Raw genomic sequence first — 14,938 nt, 5'->3', positions numbered from 1 at the left:
CTGCTGCGGGTCTGAAGGTGCGATGTGATCTTTCGGCCCCCGGAGGTGGAGCTGATCAGGTTTTTATAAATCGAAAGGCCCGAAATTTGTGTAACACCCACCCACTTTTTCACGGCTCAGCAATTTCATGAATCTTATCTCCCGCATCTGCCAGCCGAAAGTCCAGCGGCTCAGTCTTGCATTCGCCCTCGCGACACCCCTTACCGCCTCAGCGCAATTACCGCTTCAGCAGGACGATGTGGTGTGCCTCATCGGCAACGGCCTGGCCGACCGCATGCAGCACGACGGCTGGGTGGAAACGCTCATTCAAAGCCAGATGGCGGGCAAAAACCTCTCATTCCGCAACCTCGCGGTCGCCGGCGACACGGTGACCTCCCGCCCCCGCAGCAAGGGGGTGCCCTCGCCCGAGGACTATCTGGCCCAATGCAAGGCCGACGCCATCTTCGTCTTTTTCGGCTACAACGAGTCATACGGCGGCGAGGCTAAGCTCGCGCAGTTCAAGAACGACCTGACCGGCATGGTCGACAAATACCGCAGCGCGAAGTTCAACGACGAATCACCCCCGCGCCTCATCCTGTTCTCTCCCATCGCCCACGAGAACCTCGGCGACCCGCTCCTGCCCGACGGCAAGGCGAACAACACCAACCTCGCCCTTTACACCAACGCCATCAAGCAGGTTGCAGCCGAAAAGGGCACCGCATTCGTCGATCTCTTCACCTGCTCACAGGCCCTCTACGCGAAGGCAAAAGCACCGCTCACCCTCAATGGCGTGCACCCACTGCCCGAGGGTAACCGCCAGCTCGGCGAGGTGATCGCCGCGGCCGTCACCGGGAAATCCCTTGCCTCATCGCCCGCCATGGAGCCGCTTCGCCAAGCGGTGCTCGACAAGGACTGGCACTGGCACAACCGCTACCGCGCCACCGACGAGAACGACATCTGGGGCAGCCGTGCCGGACTCCGCTTCGTCGCCGGCCAGACGAACCAAGTAGTGCTCGTCCACGAACTGTCGATGCTCGACGTGATGACCGCCAACCGCGACGCGAAAATCCACGCCGTGGCCCAGGGACGAGACCTCAAGGTGGATGATTCGAAAGTCCCCAAGTCGCTCGAAGTGGTCTCAAACGTCGGCGGCGGAAGCAAGAGTTCCAGCGCCATGAAGGAGGGGAACACATCCTACCTGAGCGGCAAGGAGAGCCTCGCCAAAATCAACGTGCCAGAGGGCTTCGCCGTCAATCTCTTCGCCGACGAGGCGATGTTCCCCGCGCTGGCCAACCCGGTGCAGATGCAGGTCGATACCAAGGGCCGCCTGTGGGCCGCCTGCTGGAGCACCTATCCGAAGTGGGAACCGCTCAAGGAAATGACCGACAGCCTGCTCATCCTGCCCGACGAGAATCGTGACGGCGTCGCGGACAAGGCGATCGAGTTCGCCAGGGTCCACAATCCTCTCGGCTTCGCCTTCTGGGGCGGCGGCGTGATCGTGGCTTCCCAGCCCGACATCCTTTTCCTCAAGGACACCGATGGCGACGACAAGGCGGACCTGTTCGTCATTTTCGCCCGCTTTCTCAATCTGCCCGACGATGAAATGGCCCACGTGGAAGCCTACCTTGAGCGTGGCGGCCCGATCGTCGGACTGCGCACCGCGTCTCACGCCTTCAAGATTCCGGCCAACTCAAAATACGCGAAATACGACTTCGAGTCGAAGGTCGCCGGCTACGAAAACGGCTTCGGCCAGCAAATCCTCGGCAACACCTGGGTCGGCCACTACGGAACCAACCACAAGCAAGGAACCCGCATCCAGACCCTCCCGGATCAGCGCGGCAATGTCATCCTAACGGGCGTGGCCGAGACTTCTTTCTGTCACGCCGGTGCCTACGTCGGCAAGCCCGGCCCGGACTTCACCGTGCTCACCAATTCCCAACCGCTCGTCTCGATGGATCCCACCGCGGCGCCGGACACGACCAAGCCGCCGATGCCCTCGACCTGGACACGCCAATACGCGGCCAAGGACGGCAGCAAGCACCGCGTTTTCCATAGCACCCAAGGAGCCTCCGAGGACATCCTGGACGACAATTACCGCCGCCTCCTCATCAACGGCATCCTCTGGGCTGCTGGCATGGAAAAGGCAATCAAGCCCGACCTCAGTATCTCCTTCGTCGGCCCCTATCAGCCGAACACCTTCGCCTTCGGCGGCCACGCGAAAAAGGTCAAGCCCTCCGACCTCGACGGCTGGGACACCCCGATCATGCCGGCGCGCGCCAAGGACGCCCCGCCGAGTGAAAAGGCGCGTGAATCGGACATGATCACCTCAAAGAGGTGTTCTCCAGGGATGCCATCAAAAACGACGGTGGCATCTTTCGCAGCAGACGTCTTTTTCGGTGAGAAAGTCACCTGGCCGGCACCGTGCACTTTGCGCCAAGTATGCCTGCTGGCGGAAGACCTCTGATGCCGTTCATGCCACGGTATGGTCCTGGCAAACCCATCCTCAAGGTGCTTCGGACTACGCTTACGTTGGATCGGAGCGGACGACCAGAAGAACGGGGCGTAAGGGAAAGCGACACATGTGGCCGATTTGGCGGAATCCTTGCGTTGGACGAGGCTGTGGGTTTCTTTCCCGGGGATCGGGCGCAAGACCTGATCAACCAACCCGTATGAGCGGTCGCGGCGCGAAGGACAGGGCCGCCGCCGTGCGGACGTCGCCTGCCATGCGGCGCCGCGCCACATCAGCCGCCGCCGCCGCGACATCTTCCCAGGGAATCGCGATGGTGGTGAAATTCAGCCGTTCCGCGATTGGAGCGTCGTCAAAGCCGACGACCAGCGGCCCGCGCAGGCCTTGGCTCCTCACCGCCTCGACCACGGTCGAGGCGAGCCGGTCGTTGGCACAGAAAACCCCGGTGAAGCCAAGAACCTCCGGGACGACGCGCGCGGCTTCTTCCGAGAACCAGCTTCCCGTCTTGACCACGGTTGCCTCAGGATGCACTGCCAGAAAACCGGCAACCCGCAAGCGGTTCCGTGCATCGTCGTCGGGTCCGGCCAGAACGGCGCAGCGGGTTTCCGGCAACTGTGCCGCCAGCCATTCGCCCGCCGCCACACCGCCAGAATAGTCGTCCACGGAAACGCTGTCCGCATAGCTCGCCGCGAGTCCATGCCCGAGGCGATCCTCAAGAATGAGCACATAACGGTGATCCGCCGCGAGGCTGGCTGCTAGCTGCGACAGCTCCCAGAGAACCGGATACCATCCTGATTCAAGGTCCGCCGCCTGGAGGCCCTCGCCGCCCCAGCGCACACGAAATGGAATGCCCTGGCGGTTGAGCGCGTTGCTCATCACCAGCAACAGCCGCTCGCCGAAACTGTCCGACCGCTGCGCCCGCCCGGCGAACCACAGGTCCACTCCGTGCCAGATTTCCCGGCTCCCGGCGACAAATGTGCCGGCCGAGGCCCGGCGCTCCAGCCAGCCTTCACCTTCCAGCTCAACCAGCAGGCGATGGGCCGTTTGGTAACTCACCCCGAAACGATCCGACAGCGCGCGGGTCGAAAAAAACGCCTGCCCGGGACGGTGGAATCCGTCCCGAAGCCGGGTAATGAGCTTGGTCTTGAGAAGGGTGACAGCGGCACTGCGCGGGCGGGGCATGGCGATTCGGTTATCATATCGGTTTTTGGCTTTGGCAATCTTTTTATTTTGAATCGGCTCCCGCTGAAGGGTTGGCTGGCCGCATGGAAAGTCCTCGCCCGCTGGAGTCCCTGGTAATCGTCATCATTGGTGGCACGACCGGACTCGGTCTCTCCGCCGCGCAGGCCTGCCTGGCAGCCGGCGCGGCCGGCGTGGTGGTGACCGGGCGCAACGAGAAAAGCGCCGAAGCCGCCCAAGCGGCGCTCGGCCCCCGTGCGGCGACGCTCACCGGTGATGCCATCGACGGAGCCCACGCGGAAAGCGCCATCACTCTGGCCGTGGAGTGTTTCGGGCGGTTTGACGCGCTCTACCACGTCGCCGGCGGCAGTGGCCGGAAAATGGGCGACGGCCCGCTGCACGAGGTGACCGACGAGGGGATCGACGCCACGCTCAGCCTCAACCTCAGCTCGATGATCCGCTCGAACCGCGCCGCGGTGCGCCGCTTTTTGCAGGATGGACGGGGCGGTGCGATTCTCAACATGGGCTCCGTGCTCGGTTGGTCGCCCTCGCCGGAATATTTCACCACTCACGTCTACGCCGCGGCCAAGTCGGCCGTGATCGGATTCACCAAATCCATCGCCGCCTGCTACGCGCCGCACGGCATTCGCGCCAACGTGCTCGCGCCCGCCTTGGTCGAGACGCCGATGGCGAAACGCGCCGCCGGCGACGAGGAAATCCTCGCCTTCATCCGCACCAAGCAACCGCTCGACGGCGGTCGCATCGGCCGTCCATCGGACCTCGATGCCGCCGCGGTCTATTTTCTCTCGCCCGGCTCCGTCTTCACCACCGGGCAGGTTCTCGCCGTCGATGGCGGCTGGGCGGTTTCCGAAGGCCAACTGCCATGAGCGCTCAAAATCCATGGCTGCTGGGTCTCGACCTCGGCGGCACCCGCCTCAAGGCGATCTGCCTCACCCCGGACGGCGGGGAAATCGCGCGCGCCATCGCGCCCACCGGCGGTGAGGATTGGCGGCGGTCGGTGAAATCATGCGTCGCCGGGTTGTTGGAAAAACACGGCCAACCCGCCGCCATCGGCGTGGCCGCGCCCGGCCTGCCGTCCAGGGACGAACGCCGCATCGCCAGCATGCCTGGACGACTCGCCGGGCTGGAAGGACTCGACTGGCAGGAATTCCTGGAATTTGGAAAACCCGTCCGCGTGCTCAATGACGCCCACGCCGCCCTGCTCGGCGAGGTCTGGCTCGGCGCCGCCCGGTCGATGCGCGATGTGGTTCTTCTAACTCTCGGCACCGGTGTCGGCGGCGCGGTCCTATCAGACGGCCGCCTGCTGCGCGGCCACCTCGGCCGCGCCGGCCACCTCGGCCACATCTCGATCCATGCCGATGGCCCGCCCGACATCGTCAACACGCCCGGCAGCCTCGAGGATGCCGTCGGAAACCACTCGCTCAACGCCCGCAGCGGCGGCCGTTTCCAATCGACCGCCGACCTCGTCGCCGCCGTGAAAGCCGGCGACGCCCATGCCGCGGAGATCTGGCGGAAAACCATCCGCGACCTCGCGGCGGGCATCACCTCGCTCATCAATGTGCTCGATCCCGAGGCGGTCGTCATCGGCGGCGGCATTGCCGAAGCGGGCGACGATCTTTTCCTCCCTCTCCGAGCCGAGTTCGACCGCGTCGAATGGCGGCCGACCGGAGTCCGGGTTCCCGTCCTCCGCGCCACGCTGGGCGATTGGGCGGGCGCTTGCGGTGCAGTCTTTCATTCTAACTAAAATTACAACCCGCCAACTCCATGACACCCGCCCTCTCATTCCTGCAGAAATCCCGCGGCCTGATCGACGCGGTCGAAGCCCAGCTGCCTCTCGTGGGTCAAGCCGCCGAACTATTCGCCGGAACCATCCTAACAGGACGCATGGTCCACGTCTTCGGTTCCGGCCACTCGCGCATCATGACCGAGGAAATGTGGCCGCGTTACGGTTCGTTTCCCGGTTGGAATCCGATCGTCGAGCTGTCGCTGTCGTTCCACAACCTCGTGGTCGGAGCCAACGGCCAGCGGCAGGCGATGTTTCTCGAAAACGTCAGCGGACTCGCCGGACGCATCCTGCGCAACTACGACCTGACCACCGAGGACAGCGCGCTGATCGTTTCCTCCTCCGGTTGCAACGTGGTGCCGATCGAGATGGCGGAAGGTTTCCACCAACGCGGCATCAAGGTGGTGGCCATCATCAGCCGGGAACATTCCGACGCCAGCACCAGCAAGCGCGAGGATGGAAAAAAACTCCAGGACTTCGCCCACATCGTGCTCGATACCGGTGCGCCGGTCGGCGACGCGATGGTGAAGATCGACGGGCTCGACACGCCGGTGGCACCGGGCTCCACGGTCGGCGGCTGCCTGATCGTCAATTGCATCAAGGCCGAGGTGGCGAGACTGCTAACGGAAGCCGGCCAGCCGCCGAAGGTCCTCAGCGCCGGCGCGATCGTCGGCGCGGAACGGGCCGTCGAACTATTTGAAAGCGCCTACGACGAACACGCGCACCGCCTCGCCCGACTCTACGCCAACGTCGGCGGCGCCGGGACGCATCCGTGACCCAACTTTGATCCATCCTCATGCCTAACACCACCGCGCCGCTGATTCTGGACCGCATCCCGGTCCTCGCGGAAACCGACATCCTCGTCGTGGGTGCGGGCTCCGCCGGTTGCTGTGCCGCGCTTGCCGCGCGCGGGCAGGGGAGTCATCGCGTGATGCTGATAGAAAGATACGGGTTTCCCGGCGGCACCAGCACGCAGATGCTGGACACCTTCTACGGCTTTTTCACGCCCGGCGAGGATCCCCGCAAGGTCGTGGGCGGCATCCCGGACCAGGTGGTGGACGCGCTCGACACCGCCGGCGCGGTCTTTCTCCGGCCGAACACCTACGGCGCGGGCACCGGAGTGAATTACAACCCGGAGCGCCTCAAGCTTGTTTGGGACGAACTGCTCGCCGAGGCCGCCGTGCGCGTGCTGCTTCACGCCACCCTGGTGGCCGCGGAATCCGACGCGGGCGGTAATCTCACCGGCGTGGTCGTCAGCACCCGGCAGGGGTTTTTCCGGATCCACGCAAGGCGATTCGTCGATGCTTCCGGAGACGCGGATCTTTGCCACCACGCGGGCATCCCGTATGAGAAGGCTGGCGACGTCGATCCCGCGCAGACGCTCACCACCACTTTCCGCATGAGCCACGTGGACCTCGCCGCCTACGAGGCCGCGGGCGGCAAGCAAATGCTCGAGCAACGCATGGCCGCCGCCGTGGAGAAGGGCACCCACCCGCTGCCCCGTAAAAACGGCAGCCTGCATCGCATGAACGCAGCCGGTTGCATTTCCACTGTCGCCGTGCGTGTCGCCGGTCTTGACCCCACCGATTTCGAGCAACTCACCGCCGCCGAGCAGGAGGGGCGCCGCCAGGCATTCATCTACGAACGCTTCTTCCGCGAGTGCGTTCCCGGTTTCGAAGCCTCTAACATCATCGGGCTCTCCCACCACATCGGCGTGCGCGAAACACGGCGCGTTTATGGCGAATACCGCCTGACCCGCGACGACTGCATGAACGTCGCCCGCTTTGACGACGCCGTGCTTCTTTGCGGCGCGCCCATCGAAGATCACCGCCCGGCCACGGACGATTCCCCCGGTGAAACCGCATGGGCCTATGTCCCGGACGGAGCGGCCTACGACGTGCCCTACCGCACGCTCGTCCCCCGCGGGCGCGACGAAATCTGGGTGGCCGGCCGCTGCTTCAGCGCCACCCACGACGCCCACGCATCCTGCCGCTCGATGGCGCAGACGATGGCCATGGGGCAGGCCGCCGGAACCGCCGCCGCGCTCTCATTGGAAACCGCATCCGGTGCCCGGGAACTCTCCATGCCATTGCTGCGCGAACGCCTCAGGGTGGCTGGCGCTTTGCTGGAAACCCCGGCCCGACGCGCCGCCACCGGCCCCGCAGACTGGAATCTCAACCGCTAACAACACCATACTCATTAGACACATCCCATGAAAACATGTCCCCTTCGCACCTCAGTCATCGGTAGCTACTCGTTCCCAAGCTGGCTCGAATTCGCATCCAACAATCTCGGCTCTTTCGGGCCGCACGACCTCGCCGAAGTCCAGGACGATGCCGTGATCACCGCGCTGCACGACCAAATCTCCGCCGGCCTCGATGTCATCACCGATGGCGAGCAGACACGCCTCGATTTCAACCTCTCGTTCTACGGCTACCTCGACGGTATTGAACTGGAATCCGCCTCGCCGCGCCGCTTCGGTCCGCCCGCCCACGACCAGCGCGGCAAGCACCAGGTCATCGGGGAAATCACCGCGCCACGCGGCCTCGGCGTGGTCGAGGAATACAAACGTCTCGTCCGCCTCCAACGGCCGTTTCCAGACTCGCCTCCCGTCACGCTCAAGGCCAGCGTGCCCGGCCCCTACACCATGAGCGGGCGGCTCCTTCCCAACGCGCAATACCAGGACCGCTGGGCGCTCACCGAGGCGCTGCTGCCGTTCGTTAGGCGCGAGCTTGAAGCTCTCGTGGAGGCCGGTTGCACCGAGATCAGCGTGGATGAGCCGTCGATGAGTTGCTATGCCTACCGGGAGGACACCAAACGCTTCGTCGACATCTTCAACCGCACGGTGGAATCCGTCGTCGGCCGCACGCGGCTCTGCACCCACCTGTGCTTCGGCAACTTCAAAGGTCACGCCGTCGGCTTCCGCCGCATCGCGCCGATGTTCCCGGATTTCCTCGATTTCAAGTGCGATGAAATGCACGTGGAAATGGCCAGCCGCGAGTTCGCCGAGATCGAATTGATCTCACAGATCGCCGCCCGCATGGACGTCGCGGTGGGCATCGTGGATGTGAAGAGCTACTACATCGAGACGCCGGAGGACATCGCCAACCGCGTGCGCCTGTGCCTCAAGCACGCTCCGGCGGACCGGCTCGTCTTCGCACCCGACTGCGGCCTCAGCCAGACCGCCCGCTGGGCGGCGAAACGGAAACTCGCCAACATGGTGGAAGGCGTGCGAATCGTGAAACGGGAACTCAAGCTCGAAGCCTGACATGCAGCAGGCCTATCAGAAAGACGACGCGCTCCTCGAAGACATCGCCCGCGCCAGGGCGGAGGGGCGTTCCCGCGTCTGGTGGCTCGGCCAGAGCGGGTTCCTCGTCCACACGCCCGCGGCCACCATCCTGTTCGATCCCTATCTATCCGATTCGCTGACGCGCAAATACGCGGACACCGACAAGCCGCACACGCGCGTCACCGAGCGGGTCATCGCGCCGGAACGCCTGCGCGGCATCGATCTCATCACCAGCTCGCACAACCACACCGACCACCTCGATGCGGAGACCCTCCTTCCATTGTTAGGCGCGAATCCGCAAGCCCGGCTGGTGATCCCGCGCGCCAACCGCGCCTTCGTGCTTGACCGGCTCGGACGCGTCGAATCCTCGCTCGTCGAGATCGACGCGGGCGAGAGCGTTTCGGTCGGCAAGGTCACCCTCCATGGCATCCCGGCCGCCCACAATGCCGTCGAGCGCGACGAACAGGGACGCTGCCGTTTCCTCGGCTTCGTCGCGCAAACCGGCGGGTGGACCTTCTATCACAGCGGCGACACCCTGTTGCACGACGGGCTGGTTCCGGCGCTCGCACCCTTCCGGCCGGATATCGCCTTTGTTCCGATCAACGGCAACAAGCCGGAGCGCCGTGTCGCGGGCAACCTTGACGGCCGCGAGGCCGCGGAACTCGCCAAGGCCATCCATGCCGGCGTCGCCATTCCGCACCACTTCGACCTGTTCGCTTTCAACACCGCATCCCCGGAAACCTTCGCCGCCGAGTGCGGGCGGATCGAGCAGCCGTTCCGGGTGTTGCGCAACGGGGAGGGATTCGACCTGTGAGCTTCGTCAGGACCATGTTGGGCGACATCGCGCCGGATCAACTTGGCGTCTGTTACGCACACGAGCACATCATCATCGATGACAATGTGGCGACCTTGCGCTTCCCGGATTTCCGGCTGCCGTCAGTCGAAAACGCTATCGCCGAGTTGACCCTGTTTCACGCCCGCGGCGGGCGCGCCATGGTCGATTCGATGCCCTGCGACGCGGGCCGCAACGTGCTGAAGCTCTCGGAGATTTCCCGGGCATCGCAAGTCCACATCCTTTGTCCGACCGGGCTGCATCTGGCGAAGTATTATGACGACGGGCACTGGAGCCATCATTACGGGGTGGAAACACTGGCCGGACTTTTCATCGCGGATATCGAAGAGGGGATTGATCGATATGATTACTCCGGGCCCTGCGTCGAGAGGACATCCCATCGGGCGGGCTTGATCAAGATCGCCACCGGCGGCGTCGATATCAGCGAGCGGGATCGCCGGATTTTCGAAGCGGCCGCCATCGCCCATTTGCAGACGGGCGCACCGATCCTCACCCATGTGGAGGAGGGCAGGGGGGCGATGGAGCAAGTGGAGCTGCTGTCGGCACATGGCGTGGATCTTTCCAAAGTGGTCTTGTCTCACACCGACCGGGCTCCGGACCCCGCCTATCACCGGGATTTCCTCCAGAGCGGCGTGTGCGCCGAATACGACAGCGCTTTCCGCTGGAAGACGGAGGAGAATCCGACCTTGGATTTGTTAGTCGGTCTGCTCGACGAGTTCCCCACCCAACTGATGCTTGGCATGGATGCGGCGCGCCCCACATACTGGAAGAGCTACGGGGGCTCTCCCGGCCTTGGTTTCCTGCTCGACGAATTCACCCGGACCATGTCCGCCAGGGGCGTCGGTGAGGAACAATGGAAACGGATCTTCATCTCAAATCCCGCCTCAGCCTATCACTTCAAACAACGATCATGAAGAAGCCATGGAGAATCGCCGGAATCGAGTTTTCCCACATGCACATGGGGGACCTGCTGCGCTGCGTCGAGAATCATCCCAACGCGGAGATCGTCGGGATTTGCGATCCACTGCCGGAACGGATGCACGAGGCCAGGCGGAATTTCTCGCTGCCCGATGACCAGGTCTTCACCGACTACGAAGCCTGCATGGAGAAAACCCGGCCCGATCTGGTGATCCTCTGCCCGGCGACCGCCGAGCACGCGCTGTGGGTGGAGCGCATCGCGCCCTACGGCGTTCATGTCCTCGTTGAAAAACCCTTCGCCGGCTCGCTCGCCGATGCCGACCGCATGATCGCCGCCATGGCGGGCAGCGGGAAGGAACTCATCATCAACTGGCCGCTGCGCTGGGTGGAAAGCCATGTCACCACCCATCGGCTGATCCGCGAGGGACTGATCGGCGATGTCACGGAAATCCACTATTACGATGGCAACCGCGGACCGCTCTATCATGGCGCGGACAAGATCGAGCGCGAGCCGACGGCCGTGGCCAAGGCTGGCAGTTGGTGGTATCAAAAGGAATTCGCCGGCGGATCGCTGCGCGACTATCTGGGATACGGCGTCACGCTCGGCAGCTGGTTCAATGGCGGCAAGGTCCCGCTGGAGGTCACTTCGGTGGTGGCGGGGAGCAAAGGACTCGAAGTGGACGAGCACAGCGTGACCGTGGTCCGCTACGCCACGGGCTTGTCCAAGTTTGAAACCCGTTGGGGCACCTTCACCGATCCGTGGACTCATCAACCGCAGCCGAAATGCGGATTTGTCATCCGGGGAACCGACGGCACGATCAGCAGTTATGATTACGAGCCGACCATCCGCATCCAGACCCGCGAACGGCTCGAAGGATACGAGCAGCCGGTCGATGCTTTGCCGGAGGACGGGAAAAACGGCATCGCCTACAGCTTGAGCCGGATCGAAGCGGGACTTCCCGTCGAGGGTCCGCTCAGCCCCGCGCTGGCGCGGATCGGCCAGCAGATTGTGGATACCGCGATTCTCAGCGCGGAAACCGGGAAAACCCAAGCACTGATCGGAGGCCGGCCATGAGTGACGCCAAGGAAGACGCCCGCGAACTCAAAGCCGCCGCAGCTCCAACCATGGCGGCTCCGGATCTTCCCTATCAAGCACCGGTCCCTGATAGCTATCGTCCGCCGATCGCCCTCATCGGCTGCGGCGGCATCGCCAGGAACCATCTCGATGCCTATCGCGGCAAAGGCTATCCGGTGGTCGCGCTGTGCGACAAGAACCTGGAGGCCGCGAAAGCCTTGCGGGATGAGTTTTTCCCCGCCGCGGTCGTGACCGATGATCCCGAGGAGATCTTCGCACGCGTGGACATCGAGGTCGTGGATCTCGCCTTGCATCCGGAGCCCAGAACCCCGCTGATCCGGCGCGCCCTGGAGGCGGGCAAACACGTCTTGAGCCAGAAGCCCTTCGTCACCGACATCCGCGAGGGCCGCAAGCTCGTCGAGCTGGCGGAACAACGCTGCCTCAAACTGGCGGTCAACCAGAACGGGAGGTGGGCGCCGTATTTCAGCTATCTGCGCCAGGCGGTGAAACAGGGTCTGCTCGGCGAGATCGTCTCCTGTGACATCCACATCGCGTGGGACCACACTTGGATCAAGGGGACTCGCTTCGAGGAAATCCGGCACATCGTGCTCTACGATTTCGCCATCCATTGGTTCGACATCGTGACCTGCGTGTTCGGCGAACGTCGTCCGACGCAGGTCTTTGCCAGGACGGAGCGCGTGCCGGGACAGGAAATCGAGCCGCCGTTGAGCGCGGGCGCGCTGGTGAGCTTCGACGGCGGCCTGGCCTCGCTGGTTTTCCACGCGGCCACCCGGTTTTCCCCCTCAGAGAGCACCGTGGTCACCGGAACCAAGGGCACCTTCCGCAGCAGCGGACCGGTTTGCTCCAACGACCGGGTGGTTCTAACCACCGCCGACGGTGAGGCCGGGGTTCCGCTGCAAGGCGCCTGGTTCAACGACGGGTTCGCCGGCGCCATGGGCGAGTTGCTCCGCGCCATCGAGGAAGGCCGCGAGCCGGAAAACTCCGCCCGGGAGAACCTGCGCAGCCTGGAGCTTTGTTTCGCCGCCTTGGCCAGCGCCGATTCCGGCCAGCCGGTCAAACCCGGCGATGTCCTCGAAGTCGCGACGTGAGGATTGTTTGTCAGGTGTGAGGCGGCCTGTCCCGAGCCGCCCGCGCTTGTTCCCGCATCAGATGCGGAACAAATCAAGCCAGACTCCCAGGCGGGTGGTTGATCAGCGGCGGCGGAAGAGCATGAGAAGCCCGAGACCACCGGGCAGCGCGGCAGCAGGGCATCCGGTGTCACCAGGAATAGTGAATCTCGTAAGTCACGATTTTTTCCTCATCCGGTTTGACGGTCACGGGGAACTCGATGGTGTGGCTGTCGAGCTTGCGGAATTCGTCGGACTTCTGTTTGATCTCCCAGTTGTCAAAGCGGGTCAGATGTTCGACCACACGGATCTCGACGGGCTCCTTCTTGTGGTTGCGAAGTTTCACCTCGAACGATTCATCCATCCGGCGGTTGGAGGAGTCCACCTTGTAGGCGGTGCGACGGCGCTCGCCGACGAGGTCGAACGAGTTGCCGAGATAGACGCGCACGGTCTCGTCCTTCGCGGTGTGATCGATGTTGTTTTCTCCGGTGAACTGGAGCGAACCATCGTCGTCGCGACTGTAGAAACGCAGACGTCCCTTGGGCAGCGCCATGCCGAGGTTGTTCTCCTTGCTGTTCTTGAACTCGCGCAGCGTCCAGACCTTCTTGTTGGTTGGAACACCGTAGTCGCCCTCGCCACGGAAGTAGTTCCAGGCGCCGAAGTTCATCGTCGCGCCGTCATAGACATAGATCCTCGGGGCCTTCACGCCCGAGCCGCGGATGAACTCGACCTGCTTGGTCTCCTGATTGCGCAGGGTCACCGGACGGCCGATGGTGTAGAGGTGGAACTCGTCGAAGGCTTTCTCGGTGACGGTGTCCGCCATCTCCGCCATCGCCATATTTGCCAGCCCCCTTCGCGCCATGCCTTCCGGCTGCGGCTGCACCTTGTTCACGTCGCCGGCCATGAGTTTGACCTTGGCTTGTTTGAAAGCCGTGCCGCTCTGGTTGTTAAAGGTAATCCAGCCGACGATGTCGATGGTGTCGCCCTTGTCCGCGGCGACGATGTTGTAGTCCGACTTCCAGGACAAACCACCGGTGACATAGGCGATCTCCGCATCGAACTTCGCGGGCTCCGCGGAATTGATGGTCCAGGAAAGCGTCGGGTTGAGAATGGTGTCGTCTCCGAGAGCGGGGAAAACCGGCTCGCCAGGCAGGGAGAACTGGATTTTCTTGTCCACCTCGATGATCGGCTGGGTGGCGGCCCGGCCACCGGGATTGTAGCCGCTGCGGATGATGGTGCCCTGCACCGTGCGGTCCGGCTTGTTAGGTTCGCGGACGTAGAAGTCGATGGTCTTCCCCTCGTTGAGCTGGAGCATCAGGCCGGAGGACACGGGATCGTTGCGGTAGGCCTGCTCGAGGATCTGGAATTTCGCTTTGCCAGCGGAATCCCGCAGGATGACCGAGTCGGTTTCCGCCTGGGCGGTCATGCCGGAGAAACGGGCTTCGTTGATCCCGGGCTTGAGATCGAGCGATACCGTATCGCGGACGACGGCAAAGTTCTGGTTGTAAATGGTCAGCGCGGGATCGGCGGTGACGCTTGGCGCGGCGGCCAGCAGGCCGAAGCCGGCAAGGTTGCGGATGTTGGATAGGTAGTTTGCTTTCATGGATTCGGTGTTTCACGAAAGATGACACCTTCGGAGATAAAACCTTAGTAAAATGTTCCCTCGATCCCCAAATATTTTCCACCAGCATGATGCACGGCTAACGCCGGACTGCGTTTTGCTGCTTCGGATCCTTGAGGCGTTGGACTGAAGTTCTCGACCACGTTGAGCCGCGCGATTTCGCGGTTGCGTGCGGGGCGTGAGCGGTGATTCTGCGGCGCGATGTTGAAACCCCGGTTGAAGAGCGATGCGTTGACGGGCCGGAAGGCTTTCCGCGAGGCGTTGGCCGGGTGGTTCCTGGAAAACGGCAGGGACTATCCGTGGCGGCGGACTCGGGAGCCGTATGCGGTTTTGATTTCCGAGGTGATGCTCCAGCAGACGCAGATCGCGACGGTGCTGGGCAGGGGATATTACACGCGGTTTCTGGAGACGTTTCCGGACGTGGAGTCGCTGGCGGCGGCGGAGGACGAGCGCTTGCTGAAGGCGTGGGAGGGGCTGGGATATTATCGGCGCGTCAGGATGCTGCGGGAAACGGCGCGGGCGGTGATCGCGGAGCATGGCGGGGAATTCCCGGTGGAGTTGGAGGCGTTGATGAAGTTGCCGGGCGTGGGGCGCTACACGGCGGGTGCGCTGCGGGCGTTCGCGCA

Annotated in this window: 13 protein-coding genes; 11 read left to right on the top strand and 2 right to left on the bottom strand. The window is 63.7% G+C overall.

Features of this window, described 5'->3' with window-relative positions:
* Positions 1 to 127: 127 nt before the first annotated feature.
* On the top strand, positions 128 to 2,443 hold the full coding sequence (locus tag AC4DF4_RS08125) for a DUF7133 domain-containing protein (RefSeq protein WP_490047620.1): 2,316 nt from the start codon (positions 128 to 130) through the stop codon (positions 2,441 to 2,443).
* 192 nt (positions 2,444 to 2,635) lie between these two features.
* Here AC4DF4_RS08125 and AC4DF4_RS08120 read toward each other — a convergent pair whose 3' ends face one another.
* Positions 2,636 to 3,628 carry a substrate-binding domain-containing protein gene (locus tag AC4DF4_RS08120; RefSeq protein WP_490047619.1) on the bottom strand — a complete coding sequence of 331 codons (993 nt, stop codon included), beginning with the start codon at positions 3,626 to 3,628 and terminating at the stop codon, positions 2,636 to 2,638.
* An 83-nt stretch (positions 3,629 to 3,711) separates the two neighbouring features.
* Between AC4DF4_RS08120 and AC4DF4_RS08115 the strand changes: the two genes are divergently transcribed.
* Genes AC4DF4_RS08115 through AC4DF4_RS08075 form a run of 9 tightly spaced genes read left to right on the top strand, consistent with a single transcriptional unit; the run spans position 3,712 to position 12,673 of the window.
* Positions 3,712 to 4,512, top strand: coding sequence for an SDR family NAD(P)-dependent oxidoreductase (locus AC4DF4_RS08115; protein WP_490047618.1), 801 nt, complete (start codon positions 3,712 to 3,714; stop codon positions 4,510 to 4,512).
* Entirely contained in the window at positions 4,509 to 5,390 is an 882-nt protein-coding gene (locus AC4DF4_RS08110) for an ROK family protein (protein WP_490047617.1), read from the top strand. The genes AC4DF4_RS08115 and AC4DF4_RS08110 overlap by 4 nt, the downstream gene beginning before the upstream one ends.
* 20 nt (positions 5,391 to 5,410) lie before the next feature.
* Positions 5,411 to 6,205: a sugar isomerase domain-containing protein gene (locus tag AC4DF4_RS08105; protein ID WP_490047616.1), complete on the top strand. Its 795-nt coding sequence runs from the start codon at positions 5,411 to 5,413 to the stop codon at positions 6,203 to 6,205.
* Positions 6,206 to 6,225: 20 nt separating this feature from the next.
* The gene (locus AC4DF4_RS08100; RefSeq protein WP_490047615.1) at positions 6,226 to 7,614 is read left to right on the top strand and encodes an FAD-dependent oxidoreductase; all 1,389 of its coding nucleotides are present in this window, start codon (positions 6,226 to 6,228) and stop codon (positions 7,612 to 7,614) included.
* A gap of 27 nt (positions 7,615 to 7,641) precedes the next feature.
* Positions 7,642 to 8,697, top strand: coding sequence for a methionine synthase (locus AC4DF4_RS08095; RefSeq protein WP_490047614.1), 1,056 nt, complete (start codon positions 7,642 to 7,644; stop codon positions 8,695 to 8,697).
* A gap of 1 nt (position 8,698) precedes the next feature.
* The gene (locus tag AC4DF4_RS08090) at positions 8,699 to 9,532 is read left to right on the top strand and encodes an MBL fold metallo-hydrolase (RefSeq protein ID WP_490047613.1); all 834 of its coding nucleotides are present in this window, start codon (positions 8,699 to 8,701) and stop codon (positions 9,530 to 9,532) included.
* Entirely contained in the window at positions 9,529 to 10,485 is a 957-nt protein-coding gene (locus tag AC4DF4_RS08085; protein ID WP_490047612.1) for a phosphotriesterase family protein, read from the top strand. The genes AC4DF4_RS08090 and AC4DF4_RS08085 overlap by 4 nt, the downstream gene beginning before the upstream one ends.
* Positions 10,482 to 11,564 (top strand): Gfo/Idh/MocA family protein, encoded by a 1,083-nt coding sequence (locus tag AC4DF4_RS08080; protein ID WP_490047611.1) that lies wholly within the window; start codon positions 10,482 to 10,484, stop codon positions 11,562 to 11,564. Before AC4DF4_RS08085 ends, AC4DF4_RS08080 begins: the two co-directional genes overlap by 4 nt.
* Positions 11,561 to 12,673, top strand: coding sequence for a Gfo/Idh/MocA family protein (locus AC4DF4_RS08075; protein ID WP_490047610.1), 1,113 nt, complete (start codon positions 11,561 to 11,563; stop codon positions 12,671 to 12,673). Before AC4DF4_RS08080 ends, AC4DF4_RS08075 begins: the two co-directional genes overlap by 4 nt.
* 169 nt (positions 12,674 to 12,842) lie before the next feature.
* Here AC4DF4_RS08075 and AC4DF4_RS08070 read toward each other — a convergent pair whose 3' ends face one another.
* Complete coding sequence (locus AC4DF4_RS08070) at positions 12,843 to 14,294, bottom strand: DUF4139 domain-containing protein (protein WP_490047609.1); 1,452 nt, start codon at positions 14,292 to 14,294, stop codon at positions 12,843 to 12,845.
* 219 nt (positions 14,295 to 14,513) lie between these two features.
* Here AC4DF4_RS08070 and AC4DF4_RS08065 point away from each other — a divergent pair.
* Positions 14,514 to 14,938 (top strand): HhH-GPD family protein (locus AC4DF4_RS08065; RefSeq protein WP_490047608.1); only part of this gene is annotated, 425 nt, incomplete at its 3' end.

This window comes from Luteolibacter sp. (genome assembly GCF_058122085.1).
This window is presented reverse-complemented; position numbering and strand designations above follow the sequence as displayed.